The 16724-nt window shown below is 33.4% G+C and carries 24 protein-coding genes and 1 tRNA gene; 11 read left to right on the forward strand and 14 right to left on the reverse strand.

Annotated elements, in window-relative coordinates; translation table 11 throughout:
- Position 1: 1 nt before the first annotated feature.
- Together miaB and DZ68_RS0105330 are read right to left on the reverse strand one after the other, a co-directional pair.
- Positions 2-1270: a tRNA (N6-isopentenyl adenosine(37)-C2)-methylthiotransferase MiaB gene (gene miaB / locus DZ68_RS0105325; RefSeq protein ID WP_024787608.1), complete on the reverse strand. Its 1269-nt coding sequence runs from the start codon at positions 1268-1270 to the stop codon at positions 2-4.
- 34 nt (positions 1271-1304) lie between these two features.
- Positions 1305-1535, reverse strand: coding sequence for an HP0268 family nuclease (locus DZ68_RS0105330; protein WP_024787609.1), 231 nt, complete (start codon positions 1533-1535; stop codon positions 1305-1307).
- Between the two features lie 107 nt (positions 1536-1642).
- On the opposite strand from DZ68_RS0105330, the gene nusA reads away from it, so the two are divergent.
- Positions 1643-2713 carry a transcription termination factor NusA gene (gene nusA / locus DZ68_RS0105335; RefSeq protein ID WP_024787610.1) on the forward strand — a complete coding sequence of 357 codons (1071 nt, stop codon included), beginning with the start codon at positions 1643-1645 and terminating at the stop codon, positions 2711-2713.
- 69 nt (positions 2714-2782) lie between these two features.
- Complete coding sequence (locus DZ68_RS0105340) at positions 2783-3751, forward strand: DUF475 domain-containing protein (protein WP_024790874.1); 969 nt, start codon at positions 2783-2785, stop codon at positions 3749-3751.
- Here the strand turns inward: DZ68_RS0105340 and DZ68_RS0105345 are convergent.
- The 4 genes from DZ68_RS0105345 to DZ68_RS0105360 are packed head-to-tail and all read right to left on the reverse strand — an operon-like array spanning position 3748 to position 6205.
- A complete protein-coding gene (locus tag DZ68_RS0105345) occupies positions 3748-4527 on the reverse strand; it encodes a UDP-N-acetylmuramate dehydrogenase (protein ID WP_051428183.1) in 780 nt (259 codons plus the stop codon). The two genes, DZ68_RS0105340 and DZ68_RS0105345, sit on opposite strands and share 4 nt — an antisense overlap.
- Positions 4528-4540: 13 nt before the next feature.
- Complete coding sequence (gene fliQ, locus DZ68_RS0105350) at positions 4541-4810, reverse strand: flagellar biosynthesis protein FliQ (RefSeq protein ID WP_024787613.1); 270 nt, start codon at positions 4808-4810, stop codon at positions 4541-4543.
- Positions 4797-5279, reverse strand: a complete 483-nt coding sequence (locus DZ68_RS0105355) for a type II toxin-antitoxin system PemK/MazF family toxin (protein ID WP_024787614.1) — start codon at positions 5277-5279, stop codon at positions 4797-4799. The genes fliQ and DZ68_RS0105355 overlap by 14 nt, the downstream gene beginning before the upstream one ends.
- Positions 5276-6205, reverse strand: a complete 930-nt coding sequence (locus DZ68_RS0105360) for an MqnA/MqnD/SBP family protein (protein WP_051428186.1) — start codon at positions 6203-6205, stop codon at positions 5276-5278. The genes DZ68_RS0105355 and DZ68_RS0105360 overlap by 4 nt, the downstream gene beginning before the upstream one ends.
- Before the next feature lie 65 nt (positions 6206-6270).
- Here DZ68_RS0105360 and recA point away from each other — a divergent pair, with 65 nt between their 5' ends.
- From recA to DZ68_RS10085, 8 genes are all read left to right on the forward strand, one after another.
- Positions 6271-7314 (forward strand): recombinase RecA, encoded by a 1044-nt coding sequence (gene recA / locus DZ68_RS0105365; protein ID WP_024787616.1) that lies wholly within the window; start codon positions 6271-6273, stop codon positions 7312-7314.
- A gap of 1 nt (position 7315) precedes the next feature.
- Complete coding sequence (gene eno, locus DZ68_RS0105370; RefSeq protein ID WP_024787617.1) at positions 7316-8587, forward strand: phosphopyruvate hydratase; 1272 nt, start codon at positions 7316-7318, stop codon at positions 8585-8587.
- A complete protein-coding gene (locus tag DZ68_RS0105375; RefSeq protein WP_024787618.1) occupies positions 8584-8829 on the forward strand; it encodes a septum formation initiator family protein in 246 nt (81 codons plus the stop codon). The genes eno and DZ68_RS0105375 overlap by 4 nt, the downstream gene beginning before the upstream one ends.
- A gap of 36 nt (positions 8830-8865) precedes the next feature.
- Complete coding sequence (locus tag DZ68_RS11040) at positions 8866-9018, forward strand: hypothetical protein (protein ID WP_236619703.1); 153 nt, start codon at positions 8866-8868, stop codon at positions 9016-9018.
- A 211-nt stretch (positions 9019-9229) separates the two neighbouring features.
- Positions 9230-9439 (forward strand): AMIN domain-containing protein, encoded by a 210-nt coding sequence (locus DZ68_RS11045; protein WP_024790875.1) that lies wholly within the window; start codon positions 9230-9232, stop codon positions 9437-9439.
- Positions 9426-9938, forward strand: coding sequence for a shikimate kinase (locus tag DZ68_RS0105390; protein WP_024787620.1), 513 nt, complete (start codon positions 9426-9428; stop codon positions 9936-9938). Before DZ68_RS11045 ends, DZ68_RS0105390 begins: the two co-directional genes overlap by 14 nt.
- Positions 9913-10092 (forward strand): hypothetical protein, encoded by a 180-nt coding sequence (locus DZ68_RS0105395; RefSeq protein ID WP_024787621.1) that lies wholly within the window; start codon positions 9913-9915, stop codon positions 10090-10092. Before DZ68_RS0105390 ends, DZ68_RS0105395 begins: the two co-directional genes overlap by 26 nt.
- 18 nt (positions 10093-10110) lie before the next feature.
- Positions 10111-10680 carry a uracil-DNA glycosylase family protein gene (locus tag DZ68_RS10085; protein WP_035908498.1) on the forward strand — a complete coding sequence of 190 codons (570 nt, stop codon included), beginning with the start codon at positions 10111-10113 and terminating at the stop codon, positions 10678-10680.
- A gap of 8 nt (positions 10681-10688) precedes the next feature.
- Here the strand turns inward: DZ68_RS10085 and DZ68_RS10860 are convergent, their stop codons facing one another.
- From DZ68_RS10860 to DZ68_RS0105430, 8 genes are all read right to left on the reverse strand, one after another.
- Complete coding sequence (locus DZ68_RS10860) at positions 10689-10892, reverse strand: DUF1731 domain-containing protein (RefSeq protein WP_201767419.1); 204 nt, start codon at positions 10890-10892, stop codon at positions 10689-10691.
- Positions 10858-11181, reverse strand: a complete 324-nt coding sequence (locus DZ68_RS10865; protein ID WP_201767420.1) for a hypothetical protein — start codon at positions 11179-11181, stop codon at positions 10858-10860. Before DZ68_RS10865 ends, DZ68_RS10860 begins: the two co-directional genes overlap by 35 nt.
- A 17-nt stretch (positions 11182-11198) precedes the next feature.
- On the reverse strand, positions 11199-11408 hold the full coding sequence (locus DZ68_RS10870) for a hypothetical protein (protein ID WP_201767421.1): 210 nt from the start codon (positions 11406-11408) through the stop codon (positions 11199-11201).
- Positions 11409-11577: 169 nt separating this feature from the next.
- Entirely contained in the window at positions 11578-13209 is a 1632-nt protein-coding gene (gene groL, locus DZ68_RS0105410) for a chaperonin GroEL (RefSeq protein WP_024787623.1), read from the reverse strand.
- 10 nt (positions 13210-13219) lie between these two features.
- On the reverse strand, positions 13220-13492 hold the full coding sequence (gene groES / locus DZ68_RS0105415; protein WP_024787624.1) for a co-chaperone GroES: 273 nt from the start codon (positions 13490-13492) through the stop codon (positions 13220-13222).
- A 120-nt stretch (positions 13493-13612) separates the two neighbouring features.
- Positions 13613-14902, reverse strand: coding sequence for a TRAP transporter large permease (locus DZ68_RS0105420; RefSeq protein WP_024787625.1), 1290 nt, complete (start codon positions 14900-14902; stop codon positions 13613-13615).
- Positions 14899-15465: a TRAP transporter small permease gene (locus tag DZ68_RS0105425; protein ID WP_024787626.1), complete on the reverse strand. Its 567-nt coding sequence runs from the start codon at positions 15463-15465 to the stop codon at positions 14899-14901. The genes DZ68_RS0105420 and DZ68_RS0105425 overlap by 4 nt, the downstream gene beginning before the upstream one ends.
- A complete protein-coding gene (locus tag DZ68_RS0105430) occupies positions 15462-16451 on the reverse strand; it encodes a TRAP transporter substrate-binding protein (RefSeq protein ID WP_024787627.1) in 990 nt (329 codons plus the stop codon). Before DZ68_RS0105430 ends, DZ68_RS0105425 begins: the two co-directional genes overlap by 4 nt.
- A gap of 149 nt (positions 16452-16600) precedes the next feature.
- On the opposite strand from DZ68_RS0105430, the gene DZ68_RS0105435 reads away from it, so the two are divergent.
- Positions 16601-16677, forward strand: a tRNA-Met gene (locus DZ68_RS0105435).
- Positions 16678-16724: the final 47 nt, after the last annotated feature.

Raw genomic sequence — 16724 nt, forward strand, 5'->3', positions numbered from 1 at the left:
TTTATATTACTTCTCCTATCAGATTATGGTTAATTACTTCTTTTATTTTTACGTTTAAAATTTTTCCCAGATTTTTGTTATCAGGGGCAATCTTAATGGTGAAATTATTATTGCTTCTGGCGAGTGTCTCTTCTTCAATCAAAGCTTTATAAATTTTACCAAGTTTATTTTGATATATTTTATCCTGGATGGCTTTGTGCATATTTTGAAGTTTATGCAGTCTTTTTTTTGCTGTCTGTTTGTCTATTTGATTGGCCATATTTGCAGCCTCTGTGAGAGGTCTTGGAGAATATACAAAACTGAACATCTGCTCGAATCTTACTTTTTCTACCACATCAAGCGTTTCATTAAAATCCTCTTCACTTTCTCCCGGAAAACCGACGATTATATCGGTGGTTATTGAAACCTCTGGGATTTGACGCAAAATTTCGCATCTGTTTAGAAACCATTCTTTAGAATATCCTCTTTTCATGGCTTTAAGTATTTTAGTGCTTCCGCTTTGAAGAGGAAAATGAATGTGTTTTGCTATTTTAGGATTGTTTGCAAATTCATCCAAAAATTTGTCGTCTGCATGAAGAGGGTGGGGGGAAGTGAATCTTATAATTTCAATTCCGTCAATTTTACTGACTTCCCTTAAAAGGTCTGTAAAATCTACTTTGGGATGGGCAACACTGAATCTTTTTCCGTAATTATTAACATTTTGTCCAAGAAGCGTTATTTCTTTTACGCCTTCATCTGCCAATTTTTCAACTTCTTTTAAAATTAAATCCATAGGAATGGATATTTCTTTTCCACGCGTTTTCGGCACTATGCAAAAAGTGCATTTTTTGTCGCAGCCGACCATTATATTTACAAAATCTTTATACGGATTTTTTCTTGTGTTTTTAAACATATATGTTGTGTCATCATAATTTATATCGGTAAAAATATATTTTTCTTTGTTTACGGCCTCATTTATTTTACTTACATTTCTAGCACCCAATACAAAGCTGACAAAAGGAGCTTTTTTTATAATTTCCTCTCCCATATGGCTTGCAGTGCATCCGCAAACACCGAATTTTGCATTTGGATTTATTTTTTTCAGTTTCCCGAGTTCGGAGAAGAGTTTGTTAACCGGTTTTTCTCTTACTGAGCAGGTGTTGAGAATAATTAAATCCGCTTCATCCGGATTTTGTGTGGTTTGATATTCATTTGAAAGCTCTGCTACAATATGCTCGCTGTCTTTTACATTCATCTGACAGCCGAAAGTTTCAATATAGAGTTTTTTCATTTCACAACTCACCACTCACCATTTTCACCACTCACTATAATATATGCATTTCATACATATACGCCCCCTCGTCAAGCCCGTATTTTACTTCTCTGAAATATACTGAAAACCCTATTTCGCTTAATTTATCTATCAAATCTTTAAGATTTTTATAACTTGTATCTTTGTGAAAATAATAAAATGAGTTGGATTTAACACTTTTAAGAAAATCTTCCATATTTACTTCTTTTGTTTTATGTTCATTTTCTATTAATTTTAATGTCATTTTTGTCCTTTTTACTATTATTTTATCAAAATTTTTTGTAAAATTATACCTAAGAAAACTCCCCGTTTCTTCTTAAATAAAAAAAATCATTGAAAAAAGGGTTATAAGTGGAAAAAATAGAAGATTTATTATCATTAGTGGCGCATGAAAAAGGACTTGATAAAGAAGAAGTAAAAGAAGCTTTTAAACGCTCAATTATTAAAACTGCCAAAAAATATATAGGTGATATTGATGTTGAAATTGATTTAGAAAATAAAATGGGAATTTATCAGATTTTTGAAGTTGTAAATGACGACAGAGCACTTGAAAACAGCGAAAAATATTTATACCTCGACGAAGCGAGAGATTTTGAGCCTGATATTCAGTTAGGGGATAAGTTAAAAGTGGAACTTGATTTGTCAAAACTCGGAAGAAGCGGTGCTAACAGCTTGCAAAGAGAATTTGAAAAGGAAGTTACAAGACTGCTTGAAAATGAAATTTACAGAAAACTTATTTCAAAATTAAACACTATTGTAACAGGTGAAGTTATAAAAGTTGACAGTGAAGAAAACACATGGGTTGATTTAAACGGCGTAAAAGGCGTTCTTCCTATGAGAAACAGAATAAAAGGTGAAAAATTTGAAGTGGGGGATGTGTTAAAAGCCCTTTTGAAGTTTGTCCATTTTGACGATAAAAGAGGAATTGTTATAGAACTTAGCCGGACAAGCCCGAAATTTTTGGAGAAATTAATTGAAAAAGCGGTTCCCGAGGTAAGAGACGGAATTATCAAAATTCATGCAAGTGCAAGAATACCGGGTATTAGAAGCAAGGTTGCCGTAAGCAGTATAAATCCGAGAATTGAGCCTATAGGAACAATAATAGGTAAAAACGGAGTCAGAATAAATGCCGTAAGCAATGAATTAAACGGTGAGAATATTGATGTAATCGAATATTCCAATAAACCTGAAATTTACATAGCAAGGGCTCTTTCGCCCGCAATTATAAAAAGCGTAAAAATAAATGAAAAAGACGGAGTTGCGATTGTGGAGGTGGACCCTGAGCAAAAAGCTAAAGCAATAGGAAAAAACGGAGTAAATATAACACTGGCCGGTATGCTTACAAAATATAAAATTGTGTTAGAAGATGCCAAAGAGAAAACAAAAGACACCTCAAAGCTTGAGAGTCTATTTAAGATATAGTGAAAATGGTGAAAGTAGTGAGTAGTGAAAATGGTGAGTAGTGAAAATGGTTAATAATAAGGCAAAATTGTGAAATATTTTTATTTTTCCTTTATTATTGCTGTTGCCGGTTTGGGGCTTGCTTTTTTTGTCGGGAGATTTGAAGCTGTTTATTTAACGGCAATTTTGGCTGTTTTGGAAATTTCCCTCTCCTTTGATAATGCAGTGGTAAATGCAAAAATTTTAAAAACAATGGATAAAATCTGGCAAAGAAGATTTTTAACCTGGGGACTTATAATAGCGGTTTTTGGAATGAGGCTTATAATCCCTATTTTAATAGTGGCTGTTGCCGCAGATATGGGAATTATGCAAACTGTTAATATTGCTTTGTTTGAGCCTGATAAATATGAAAGTATTTTATCAAACACCGAAAATCTCATATATGCGTTTGGAGGTGCTTTTTTATGGATGGTTTTTAGCGATTTTATGTTTGAAAAAAAAGAAATAAAATGGATAAAACCAATAGAAAAAACAACCGAAAAATTTGGAAAGGTTAATAATATTTCTTTAATAATTGCGATTTTAATCGGAATTATAATTGTTTATGACGCCAAAAGTCATAGAGTGGCAATAGCTTATTTTTTAGGTATTTTGTCTTATTCCCTTTTAAAAGCGCTGGATGAATATTTTTCCACCGAAAATGTAAAAAATGGGCTTATGGGACTTGTTTATCTTGAAATTTTAGATGCCTCTTTTTCTTTTGACGGGGTAATTGGTGCTTTTGCTATTACTCCTAATATTATTTTAATAATGCTTGGGCTTGGAATTGGCGCAATGTTTGTCAGAAGTCTTACCATCTGGATGGTTGAGAAGGAATTGCTTGATGAATACAAATATCTTGAACACGGTGCCCATTATGCAATTGGAATTTTGGCTTTTATTATGTTTTTAAAAATTTTTATAGAAATTCCGGAAACTGTTACAGGGACTCTTGGGCTTATTTTACTGATAGCGGCGTTTGTTCATTCAAAAATGGAACTTAAACAAGTGAAAAATTAAATGATTTTTATTTCTTCAATTAGTTTTATTCCGAAATTTTCATAAACCCTTTTTTTTGTGAGGTTTATTAAATAAATCATATCTTCAAATTTACCTTCTCCTAAATTTACAAAAAAATTGGCATGAATCCTTGAAATTTGAATATCCCCTTTTTTCATTCCTTTAAGGCCTGCTTTTTCAATCACTCTTCCGGCGAAATCACCTTTTGGGTTTTTAAATACACTTCCGAGGCTTGGTTCTTTTGGCTGATTAAATCTCAGATTTTTTAAATATTTATCTAAAACGGGGTCATAATTTCTTTTTATTTCAAAAAGGGCTTCAAAAATCGGAGCATTTATGTTTGAATACCTGTAATCAAATAAAATATCTTTTTTTTCTATCCAACCGTTAAGTGTTTTTACAGCAATTAAATTATTTAAAATTTCTTCATTTTTCACTCCGGCATTCATTTTAATACTGCCGCCTATTGTGCCCGGCAGATGAGATAGGAATTCAAATCCTCCAATATTTTTTCTTTTGCAAAAATTATAAATAACCCTGTTTTTAACTTTACCTCCAACTTTTAGGTAACCGTTTTTATATTCGATAAATTTATATTTATCAGATAGAATTCCTAAATTTTGGGGATTTGGGGAAATCAGGGTATTTGTGGCCCGTCCTATTAAAAATTCATTATTGTAATTACTTTCGTCAATTATTTTAACTTTAATTTTTGGCCCTATTTTTATAGAAGAAAACTTACTAAAATCTATTATTTTAAATTTTTCACTACTCACAACTCACTACTCACTATCTTAAAAACGTCGGTATTAATTTAAAAACATATGTTGTAAAATCTATCATTTCATTCATCATCCACGGCATTGTAAGAATTAAAATCACCGCAATAGCTATAATTTTCGGAACAAAACTCAGCGTCATTTCATTAATTTGTGTAGTAGCCTGAAAAATGGAAATTATAAGTCCCACCACCATACCTACTAACAGTGCCGGAAGTGAGAGTAAAAGAGCGAGTTTGAGTGTTTGTACCGCTAAAGCGATAACCTCAGACTGATTCATTTTCCATTCCTGTGGCTTTTTTTACGGCAATGTCAACTTTTTTCATTTCTTCATCGCTTAATTTTGTAACAATTCCTTTTGAAAATATTATTTTTCCTGTTGAAATTATTCCTATTGCGTTTGCAACTATTTCACTGTCTTTACTCATTAAATCTCTTTTTTTTATGAATATTCTGTAATCTCCCCCGAGAATCTGTCCAGAAAGGGGTAAGACTATTACCGTATGGTAAAGCCCCCTGAAGCAGGCTTCGTTTAAAAAATTATTTTGATAAATTAAAAACGGCCTTGTTTTTGCAGAATTGGTCAGTTTTGCAAAATATATTTCACCTCTTTTAAAATTAACAGGGGGTTCACCTTTAAATTCCCCTTCCAAAAACTCTATAAAACTTGCCCTTTGAGTTCTCGGTTTACATTTTAGTGCTAATTCATTTCTTTCATACCACTTTTGAAATTCATTTTCACTACTCACCACCCCGCCTTTTGCAAGCGGCCGGGCAGGTTTTCACCGCTTTCACATCTTAAGTTTTTATATTCTTTTGGAATTAAATAATTTCTTACATCTTCCATATGCGGGATTAAATTGTTTTTATATCCAAGCTCAAAGAGTTTATTGAGTGCGTTTAACTGTTCTTCGTCCATTTCAACCGATTTATTATTGGCGTAAAGGTCTAAATATTTATCCAGTGTTTTATTATCAACCCTTACCAAATTTCTTTCAAGAAGCATTTTTGAGAGTATGTTTTTATGCCTGTTTGCAATATCAACGGCTTTTGTCAATATATTTTCTATATTTATGGCATCAAGCAGTGGAATTGAACGCCTCAAAGCCATTCCCCCGAGAGGCAGCGGAATATCTCCGGCAAGTTCTTTCCATATATCCCACAGTTCTTTTTCCACTTCGAGTTTTTCATTAAAATTTAAAATACTTTCATGTATTAAAACCCCGGCATCAACCTCACCGCTTAAAACAGCATCTTCAATTTCAAGGAAATTTTTATATACAATTCTTGCTTTTGGATAGTAAATTTTAAAAAGCAGGGCATTAGTTGTATATTTTCCGCTTAAAGCCACTTTGAAATTCGGTTTTAACTTTTTGCCTTTTAATTTAACAAGTTTTGGCCCGTATCCGTATCCGAAACTAACCGCACATCTCAAAAGGGCGTATTCATTTTTTAAAAAAGGATAAGCACCGAAACTTATGGCACTTATGTCATAAATATTTTGAAGGGTTTTTTGATTGAGAGTCTCAATATCTTCCGCTTCGCTGTCAAAAATATAACCGTTGTTTCCATTTCCCGTTTTCCATTTAGTAGAGATCCATCCAAATTTAATGGCGTAATACATAAAAATATCGTCTGCATCCGGAGAATGCGCCAAATTATATGTTTTCAAGATAGTCCTTTAAAAATTAAATTTTTAATAACCTTTTTTGTTATAATTGTAACAAAAAAAGGTCTTTAATGAATGATAAAAAACAAAAAGCTTTGGATCTTGCAATTAAACAGATTGACAAGCAGTTTGGAAAAGGAGCTTTGGTAAAGCTGAGCGATCGGGATATAGAACCTATTGAGGCGATTCCCACTGGAAGTTTCGGCCTTGATATGGCCCTTGGAATTGGCGGTATTCCAAAAGGAAGAATTACCGAAATATACGGACCTGAAAGCAGCGGTAAAACAACGTTAGCGCTTTCAATTATAGCCGAGGCTCAAAAACAGGGCGGTGTGGCCGCATTTATAGACGCGGAGCATGCCCTTGATGTAATTTATGCGAAACATATAGGCGTGGATGTGGATAATTTATTGGTGTCACAGCCCGATTACGGGGAGCAGGCTCTTGAAATAGTTGAAACACTCGCCAGAAGCGGTGCGGTTGACATTATTGTAATTGATTCAGTGGCCGCCCTCACCCCAAAAGCGGAGATAGAAGGAAATATGGGGGATGCACAGGTGGGTGTGCAGGCAAGACTTATGTCTCAGGCCCTTAGAAAGCTGACCGCCGCAATTCACAAGATGAATACAACAGTTGTATTTATCAACCAAATCAGAATGAAAATCGGAATGATGGGATACGGTAACCCTGAAACAACAACCGGCGGTAACGCTTTAAAATTTTATTCTTCCGTAAGGCTTGATGTCAGAAGAATAGCAACACTGAAACAGGCGGATAAAGAAGTAGGTAACAGAACAAAAGTAAAAGTAGTAAAAAACAAAGTGGCACCGCCTTTTAGGATAGCGGAATTTGACATAATGTTTGGAAAAGGAATAAGCAGGGAAGGCGAAATTCTCGATTACGGTGTAAAACTGGATATTGTTGATAAAAGCGGAGCGTGGTTTAGTTACGGTGCCACAAGGTTGGGTCAGGGCAAGGAAAATGCGAAAGAATATTTAAAAACGCATCCTGAAGTTGCAGAGGAGATTGAACAGAAAATTAAAGAGGCCATGGGAGTGGAACTTTCAAATATGATTGAGGCATTAGAAAAAGAAACTGAAGAAAAAGGAGAATAAAATGGTTTTTATTGAAAATATATTTGCAGATGAAATTTTAGATTCCAGAGGTAATCCGACTGTCAGAGTAACGGTTGAATTAAGCGACGGTGTTGTAGCAAGTGCGAATGTTCCAAGCGGTGCGAGCACAGGTGAAAGGGAAGCGCTTGAGCTTAGAGACGGAGATGAAAACAGATACGGCGGAAAAGGCGTGTTAAAAGCGTGTGAAAATATAAATTCAATCATTGCAAATGAATTAATCGGTATGAGTCCGTTTGATCAGGCTGAAATTGATAACACAATGATAGAACTTGACGGAACAGAAAATAAAAGCAGATTAGGTGCTAATGCAATTCTCGGTGTAAGTATGGCTGTGGCAAGGGCTGCTGCTTCATCTTTGTCTCTTCCGCTTTACAGATATTTGGGGGGAAGCAATGCACTTGTAATGCCTGCGCCTATGTTAAATGTTATCAACGGCGGTGTTCATGCTGACAATGATGTCGATTTTCAGGAATATATGATTATGCCAGTCGGTTTTAATTCTTTTGAAAGGGCGTTAAGGGCGGCAGCAGAAACATATCATACTCTTAAAAATCTTCTTAAAAAAGACGGACATCCTACTGCTCTTGGTGATGAAGGGGGATTTGCGCCTAATTTTAAAAATAATGAAGAGCCTTTAGAATATTTGGTAAAAGCGATAAAAGAAGCTGGTTATAAACCAGGAGAAGAAATTGCACTCGCAATGGACCCTGCAAGCAGTGAATTTTATAAAAACGGAAAATATGTTTTAGCCGGTGAAGGAAAAGAATTAAGTGCCGAAGAAATGGTAAATTATTATGCGGCTTTGGTTGAAAAATACCCTATTGTTTCCATAGAAGACGGTATGGCTGAAAACGATTATGAAGGATGGAAGCTGTTAACCCAAAAACTTGGAAATAAAATTCAGTTGGTGGGTGACGATGTTTTCGTAACAAACAAAAAACTGTTAAAAAAAGGAATTGAAGAAGGTATTGCAAATTCAATCCTTATTAAATTAAATCAAATAGGAACAGTTACAGAAACAATGCAGACTATGAGACTTGCATACAGAAACAATTATACCTGTGTGGTAAGTCACAGAAGCGGTGAAACCGAAGATGCGTTTATTGCGGATTTTGCTGTGGCTATGAATTCAGGACAAATCAAAACAGGTGCTCCTGCAAGAGGTGAAAGAACTGCTAAATACAATAGACTTCTTGAAATTGAAAGAAGTGTGGAGGGAACTGAATTTATAGGGGCTGAAATTTTTAAATGATAGAATTTGACGACATAAGAGCTAAAAGAAAAGTGGATTTAAAAATAATTTTAGTTATTTTGCTTTCTTTTCTTTTTGGCATTTATATTTTTAATTTGCTTTTTGGTGAAAAATCTTTCAGCAGAATGTTGGATTTACAAAAAGAATATAAAATTTTAAATAAAAAAGTAAAAGATTTGAAAAAAGAAAATACAACGCTTCAAAAAGAGTATTTTGAACTTAAAGAGCTTGAAGGAAAATAATCTAATGAAAAATGTAAAATGTAAAATGGAAAATTAATGAGAATATTAATACTGATTATAATGAATGTTTTGTTATTTGCAAGGATAAATCCGTTTGAACCTGTAATTAACCCTCAAAATAAAATAATTATTAAACCCGAATTTTTTAAAGAAAAAAAGTTTATTTTCCAAATGACGCAAGAATTTTAAAAAAATTATTTTTGTTTATCAAAATTCCAGCGGAGATATTAAAAATAAAGAAATTTTAATAAACAAAAATATTGATTTTCACTCTCCCGTAGTTATTATCCATAAACCTAAAACTTTCGGAATTAAAGAATATAAATTTGATTCTCTTTTTACTCTTTTTATCAAAAATAAAAAACTTTTTATAAAAACAAAAGATAAACTGATAAGAAATATGTTTTTAATCAGACCGTTCAGGCTTGTTCTGGATTTTCAAAAAAACGCAGATTTTTTAACGATGAAAAGAATTATAAAACAATATTTTGTAAAAAAAATTGTTGTTGGAAACCACAAAGGTTTTTATCGGATTGTTATATATTTTGATACGAATTATTCATATAAACTCACAAAAACTGAAGAGGGGATTAAAATTGAGCTCAAATAACCTGCTTTTAACAGGTTTTATGGGCAGCGGGAAGTCTACAATAGGCAGAATTTTAGCTAAAGAGATGAAAACTTTTTTTCTTGACACGGATTTACTGATTGAAAATTTTGAAAATAAAACTATCAGTGAAATTTTTAAAACCCATGGAGAAAAAATATTTCGCCAAAAGGAGAAATACTGCTTCGAATGGATTAAAAAAAATGTTTTTAATACTGTTATTTCAGTAGGGGGAGGGTTTCCGGTATTTATTCCTGAGATTAAAGAAGCAGGGATTGTGGTTTATCTAAAAGTGGATTTCGAAGATATCTTAAAAAGAATGGATAAAAAAGAAATTGAAAAAAGGCCTCTTTTTAAAGAGAGATCAAAAGCTGAGGAACTTTATTATTCAAGGACTAAAATATATGAAAAACTGGCCGATTTAACTGTTGAAAACCAAGATTTACAAAACAGCGTGAATATAATAAAGGAATATTATGAAAATTTCAAATCAAAACATTAATGCCATTTTGCGAATTGATGCTCAGAAAAAAGCACAGGATGTTGTAAAAAATGTTTTGGGAAATTTGCTTGAGAAAACTTTTGAAAATACAAAGGCCATAGAAGAAGCTGCAAAAGCCACCGGAAAAGGAAATAACTTAAATATTAAAGTGTGAAAAAGTGAGATGTGAGTTGTGAGTTGCAAAAAAGAATTAATTGATTTTTATCAAAAAAGAAAAAAATATATTCAAAAATATTTAAATGAAAATATTGATTTTACAGAGGTAACTGACCCTTGTATTGATAAAAAAAGGGATAATCCCATAATGATTATAGGTGAGGCTCCTGGTAAAAAAGAGGTTGAAATGCATTCGCCTTTTGTAGGAAAGGCAGGGGAAAATCTGAATTATCTTATAAATTTAAGCGGATTTGATAGGTGCGGGGATTTTTTAATAACCAACGCCTTTCCGTTTAGAACATTTGAAGATAATAAAAACAGAACTCCAAAAGCAAATGAACTTAAAATTGGTGCTGATCTACTTGAAAAAGAAATAAATATTGTAAAACCTTCTATTATTTTGCTTCTTGGAAATTCTGCAATTAAAGCATTTTCTTATATAAATAAATTTACAAAAGTTAAAAGTTTAAAAAAATGCGGTGTTTATGAAATAAACGGATTTAAAATCGGGGTTTGTTTTCATCCTTCGCCTCTTGCATTTAACAGAATTGATATAAGAAACGATTTAGAAAAATTTTTTATTTAAAAAATTATTTATAATTTTAAAATATGTTTTAAAGATTTTTCAATTGTAGGATATTTGAATTTAAATCCATTTTCTAATAATCTTTTTGGATAGACTTCTTTAGAACTTGTTAAAACGCCGGCCCCTTCACCGTATTGTAAATGAAGAATAAATTTTGGAATTCTAAAAATTGTAGGTCTATGTAAAACTTTTCCAAAAATCCTCGATATCAATCCAGGACATTTTCATTTCGCCATTTCCAATAATTCCTCCAAGACCTATTTTAAACGGTAAAAGCATTTCTTTAAGAGCACCGCCTTTTCCTAAAACAACACTGAGTCTTATTGTAGTTGTAGGTTTGTTGCATTTATTTGCTTCGTTTTCCCATTCTTTTGCCAAATTTCCCAAAAAATCATCTGCAGTAATGTTACAGTATTCATCACACGGAGTATTTTCCGGATAGATTCCGATTGCAGAAGTTGAAATAAAGTGTTTTATATTGCTTTTATTAATAGACTTCACCAGGTTTTTTTGTAGTTTCAATTCTGCTTGAATAAAGTATTTTTGTAATTTTCAGACCATCTTTTTAATATACTAGCCCCCGCTAAATTAAAAGCTATATCAACATCTTTTAATTTTTCAACAATTTCTTTTTCGTTGTCATTTCTATTTATTTCAATGAAATCAGGAAAATAATTTTTTAGATTTGAGCCAATAAATCCACCGGCTCCTGTAATTGCTATTTTCATATTTCTCCTTAAAATAATGAAGGAATAAATTATACTTTATTTTTTAAGAATTTTTTAACCCTAATTTAGAAATTTGTATATAATTTGATTAATAAAACCAATATGTTAAATATATAAATAAGTATAGTGACAGACACTTATAATTGTTATAAAAAAGAAAAAAGAGGAATTACATCATTCCTCCCATTCCTCCCATATCCGGCATTGCCGGAGCTGCTTTTTCTTCTTTTGGTTCTTCAGTTACAGCAGCTTCAGTTGTTAATAAAAGTCCTCCAACACTTGTTGCGTTTTGAAGAGCTATTCTCTCAACTTTGGCCGGGTCGATAATTCCGGTTTCAAACATATTTACATATTCTCCACTGCTTGCATTAAATCCAGTTTCATCATCTGCCTCTTCAACTGTCAGAGCAACTACACCAGCTTCAAATCCGGCATTTAAAGCGATTTGTTTAATTGGAGCTTTTACCGCTTTTTTAATTATGTCTATTCCTATTTGTTCATCAGGGTCTACACTTTCAACTTCGGCTTTTTTGGCTGCTTTAAGTATGGCAGCGCCGCCACCGATTACCGTTCCTTCTTCTACAGCAGCTTTTGTTGCGCTTAATGCATCATCAACTCTGTCTTTTTTCTCTTTCATTTCAGTTTCAGTTGCGGCACCGACTTTAATTACTGCAACTCCGCCGCTGAGTTTTGCAAGTCTTTCTTGTAATTTTTCTCTGTCATAATCACTTGTTGTTTCTTCAATTTCTTTTTTAATTTGGTTAATTCTTGCTTCGATTGAAGCTTTATCGCCTTTTCCATCCACAATTGTGGTATTTTCTTTATCTACTACCACTCTTCCAGCCTGTCCTAAGTCTTGAAGGGTTGCACCTTCAAGTGTTCTACCAAGCTCTTCGCTGATTACCTGTCCGCCTGTTAGAATTGCAATATCTTGAAGCATAGCTTTTCTTCTGTCACCAAATCCAGGAGCTTTGACAGCAACTACGTTTAACACTCCTCTTAATTTGTTAACAACGAGTGTTGCCAATGCTTCACCTTCAATATCTTCGGCAATAATTAATAATGGTTTATTTCCAGTTTGAACCATTTTTTCAAGTAATGGCAATAAATCTTTCATATTGGAAATTTTTTTGTCATATAATAAAATATACGCATCTTCATATTCAGCCACCATTTTATCGGCATTTGTTACAAAATAAGGGCTTAAATAACCTCTGTCAAACTGCATACCTTCAACCACTTCAAGTTCATCTTGAAGCGATTTTCCTTCTTCAACAGTGATAACACCGTCTTTTCCGACTTTATCCATTGCTTCTGCAATAAGCTCACCTATTTTTTTATCATTGTTTGCTGAAATTGTTGCGACTTGAGCGATTTGTTCTTTATTTTCTACAGGTTTGCTCATTTTTTTAAGTTCGGCGATAATCGCTTCTACCGCTTTGTCCATTCCTCTTTTAACTGCTATTGGGTTAGCGCCGGCAGTTATGTATTTTAAACCTTCTTTAAAGATTGCATGTGCCAAAACTGTTGCTGTTGTTGTTCCATCACCCGCTTCATCGGCAGTTTTGCTTGCAACTTCTTTTACAAGCTGAGCTCCCATGTTTTCCACTGGATCTTTTAGTTCTACTTCTTTAGCTACACTTACACCGTCTTTTGTGATATGAGGTGCTCCGAAACTTCTTTGAAGCAAAACATTTCTTCCTTTTGGACCCATTGTAACTCTAACTGCATCTGCAAGTTTTTCAACACCTTTTAATAATTCGTTTCTTGCTGCATCTGAATATATTATATTTTTTGCCATGCTCCCCTCCTTATTCTATTTTTCCAAGAATATCGTCGGTATTTAATACCAAATATTCTTTTGAGTCAATTGTAATTTCTGTACCTGCATATTTTGCAAACACTACTGTATCACCTACGTTTATTGGCAGGTTTTCATCTTCTTCCACTTCTTTGGAAATAGCAACCACTTTTCCTTCAAGCGGTTTTTCTTTTGCATTGTCCGGAATAATAATTCCGCTTGCTGTTTTTGATTCTTCTTCAACTCTTTCAATTAGAACTCTTAAGCCTATAGGTCTAAACATTTCCGCCTCCTTTTAGCAGTTATTTTGTTTAACTGACGAAATTATATAAAAAAAGAAAGAAAAAGTCAAGAAAATTATTTAAATTTTTAAGAAATGTTTAGTTAATTAGACTAAGGTATTTTATGAAGAAATCATTAAATTAGGTAAAAACAGTGAAATTTGAGGAATATATGTAATTAATATCAGTCCAATTAATATAACTATAAACCAAGGAATTACAGATTTAACCACTTCTTTTATCGGAAGGGAAGTAATTCCGCTTGCTACAAACAGATTAAGCCCTACAGGAGGTGTCAGCATTCCGAGTTCCATATTTATTGTAATTATTACACCAAAATGAATAGGGTTTATTCCAAGCAGTTTTGCAACCGGTAAAAGCAGGGGAACCATTATCATAATAATAGAACTCGGTTCCATGAAATTACCCGCTATAAGCAATAATATATTTACGGCAATTAAAAATCCTATTTTTCCAAGATGCATACTTACTACCCAGTTGCTTAACATTTGCGGAATATTCTCGAGAGTCAGAAAATATGCAAATACGGAAGCATTTGCAATAATAAACATTATCATAGCACTTGTTGCGGCGCTGTCTAAAAACACTGTTTTTAATTCTTTAATATTAATGTCTTTATAAATAAAAATCGCTATAAAAAGTGCCCAGACAGCCGAAACGGCAGCGGCTTCTGTAGGAGTAAATATTCCGCCGTAAATCCCTCCTATAATAATGACAATAGTCATTAAAGCCCAAAAAGCTTCTTTAAATTTTTCCCATCTCTCACGCCAGCTTGCAGGGGCGGTTTTTTTAAACCCAAGCCTTTTTGCTCCGAAATATGTAACGGCTATTAACATAAAACCTATTAAAAGACCCGGAATTATTCCGGCAATAAAGAGTTTTCCAATGCTTTGTTCCGCAGTTACCCCGTAAATAATCATAACGATACTCGGCGGTATTAAAATTCCAAGGGACCCGCTTGCCGTAATTGTCCCCACGGCGTAAGATTTGGGATAACCGGCGGCTGTTATCGCACCGAACATTATAGAACCGATTGCTGCGACAGTGGCAGGGGATGAGCCTGAAACAGCTGCGAAAATAATGCTTGAAAAAATTGCTGCAATAGGAAGTCCGCCCGGAAGATGGCCTACAAAAGCTTTTGCAAAATCCACTATTCTTTTTGCGCTCCCACCTTTACTTAATATATTTCCGGCCAAAATAAACATGGGAATAGCCATAAGTGCATATTTATCCAGCTTTGAAAACAGTGCACTGGCAAGGTCTATTAAAGATTCTTTTCCTTCAAAAATATATGAAGTTATAAAAGTGGAGGCTCCGAGTGCCACTGCGACAGGGGTGCTTAAAATAAGAAATGTAAAAAATATTCCAAAAAGAGTCAACGCCACACTCATATATTTTCTCCAAGATTTAATTTTGTTTCTTCAATAATCATTTCATGCTCGCTAACCTGTTTAATATCATCAAAAGGGGTTTTAATAAGTTCAATTATTTTTTGTGAAACTCTTATTGATGCGCTTAAAAAAGCAAGAGGCAGGGCAATATAAGGTATCCACATAGGGATATTTAAATCAATGCTGATTTCGCCGCTGGCTTTTAATCCGAAGTCCGGGTCAAAAATAAACAAATAGCCAAAATAAGCCACAGCCAGTAAATAAATAAGAGTAATTAATTTTGCCAAAATAATTGTATATTTTGCTAAGATGGAAGGCAGAACGTCTACCAATAATGTAACTTTAATATGAATTTCTTTTCTAAAACCGTATGCCGCCCCAAAAAGGGCAGACCATATAAAAAGATAGTTGGTCAGTTCAAACGCCCAGTCTATTCCCTGATGAAACATAAACCTTGCAATTACATTTATAAAAGCTAAAAAAACACCTGCCGAAATTCCAAACGAAGCAATAAATTCATTTGTTAATCCTACAGTAATATCAATCCATTTTAAGAATTTCATTCACCCGCTTTAATCGCTTTTTCAATTAAATCTTTTCCGATAGTGCCGTAAAATTTTGGATAAATGGCTCTTAATTTTTCCTCCCAGAGTTTTCTCTGCCCAGGCGTTAATGTATCGATTTCAAGTTTTCCTGTTTTTTTTGCATATTCTTGAATCTTTGCAAGCTGTGAATCATTAAGCTGTTTTGCCCAGATTCTTTCTTTTGCAGTGGCTTCTTTGAAGGCTTCTTTTACAACAGCTTTTAAATTATCAGGCAGTTTTTTCCAGAATGCTTTGCTCATTACTACCATATATCCCAAATATCCGTGATTAGATAAAGTCATATATCTTTGAACCTCATAAAATTTTTTTGTATAAATATTTGAAATTGTATTTTCCTGTCCGTCAACAACTCCCTGTTGAAGAGCTGAATATACTTCACTGAAAGGAAGTACTACCGGAATCGCTCCAAGAGCCTTAAATTGTTCAATTAACACTTTTGAACTCATGACCCTGAATTTTAACCCTTTGCAGTCTTCAGGTTTTATTAAAGGCCTTTTTGAATCACTTATCTGTTTGAATCCGTTATCCCAGTAACCAAGGGCTACATATCCTTTTTTTGTTACCATATTCAAAAGTTTTTGTCCTACTTCTCCGTCAAGAACTTTATGTAAATGATTGTCATTTTTAAACAGAAACGGTAAATCAAATAAAGCAAGCTGTGGAACAAGCCCTGTAAATTTTGAAAAACTAGGGGCCGCCATTTGTACGGCATTAAATTTCATTTTTCTAAGAACAACTTTATCCCCGCATAACTGTGCGTTTGGATAAACTTCAACTTTTATTTTTCCATGACTTAACGCTTCAACCCTTTTTGCAAAATAATTGGCCGCTTTTCCTTTAGGTGTATCAGGTGATACAACGTGTGAAAATTTAATAACATAATCTGCCGCAAATGAAAAACTTGCTATTAACGCTGCACTTAATAATCCTTTTAGTAAGTTCATTTTTTCTCCTTTTTTTAGTATTATATCACTTATAAGTTTATCAAATGTTTTTATTAAAATAAAATTAATGTATTGTTACTATGTGTAACAAGATTTATTTTTATATTGACAAACTTTATTTATTTTTTTATAATTTCACTCCTGCAGAAGGTGAGGTAGCTCAGCTGGTCAGAGCGCCGGTCTCATAAGCCGGAGGTCGAGAGTTCAAGTCTCTCCCTCACTACCATTAAAATCCCCGAAAATACGATGTTTCGATAAAAAATATAAAAAATC

The organism is Lebetimonas sp. JS085, assembly GCF_000523295.1.
Taxonomy (GTDB): Bacteria; Campylobacterota; Campylobacteria; order Campylobacterales; family Nautiliaceae; genus Lebetimonas.

Coding starts and splice junctions, on each gene's coding strand:
- miaB (WP_024787608.1), bottom strand. CDS start 1,270: ATGAAAAAACTCTATATTGAAACTTTCGGCTGTCAGATGAATGTAAAA.
- DZ68_RS0105330 (WP_024787609.1), bottom strand. CDS start 1,535: ATGACATTAAAATTAATAGAAAATGAACATAAAACAAAAGAAGTAAAT.
- fliQ (WP_024787613.1), bottom strand. CDS start 4,810: ATGAATCAGTCTGAGGTTATCGCTTTAGCGGTACAAACACTCAAACTC.
- recA (WP_024787616.1), top strand. CDS start 6,271: ATGAATGATAAAAAACAAAAAGCTTTGGATCTTGCAATTAAACAGATT.
- eno (WP_024787617.1), top strand. CDS start 7,316: ATGGTTTTTATTGAAAATATATTTGCAGATGAAATTTTAGATTCCAGA.
- DZ68_RS0105375 (WP_024787618.1), top strand. CDS start 8,584: ATGATAGAATTTGACGACATAAGAGCTAAAAGAAAAGTGGATTTAAAA.
- DZ68_RS11040 (WP_236619703.1), top strand. CDS start 8,866: ATGAGAATATTAATACTGATTATAATGAATGTTTTGTTATTTGCAAGG.
- DZ68_RS11045 (WP_024790875.1), top strand. CDS start 9,230: ATGTTTTTAATCAGACCGTTCAGGCTTGTTCTGGATTTTCAAAAAAAC.
- DZ68_RS0105395 (WP_024787621.1), top strand. CDS start 9,913: ATGAAAATTTCAAATCAAAACATTAATGCCATTTTGCGAATTGATGCT.
- DZ68_RS10870 (WP_201767421.1), bottom strand. CDS start 11,408: ATGAAAATAGCAATTACAGGAGCCGGTGGATTTATTGGCTCAAATCTA.
- groL (WP_024787623.1), bottom strand. CDS start 13,209: ATGGCAAAAAATATAATATATTCAGATGCAGCAAGAAACGAATTATTA.
- groES (WP_024787624.1), bottom strand. CDS start 13,492: ATGTTTAGACCTATAGGCTTAAGAGTTCTAATTGAAAGAGTTGAAGAA.
- DZ68_RS0105420 (WP_024787625.1), bottom strand. CDS start 14,902: ATGAGTGTGGCGTTGACTCTTTTTGGAATATTTTTTACATTTCTTATT.
- DZ68_RS0105425 (WP_024787626.1), bottom strand. CDS start 15,465: ATGAAATTCTTAAAATGGATTGATATTACTGTAGGATTAACAAATGAA.
- DZ68_RS0105430 (WP_024787627.1), bottom strand. CDS start 16,451: ATGAACTTACTAAAAGGATTATTAAGTGCAGCGTTAATAGCAAGTTTT.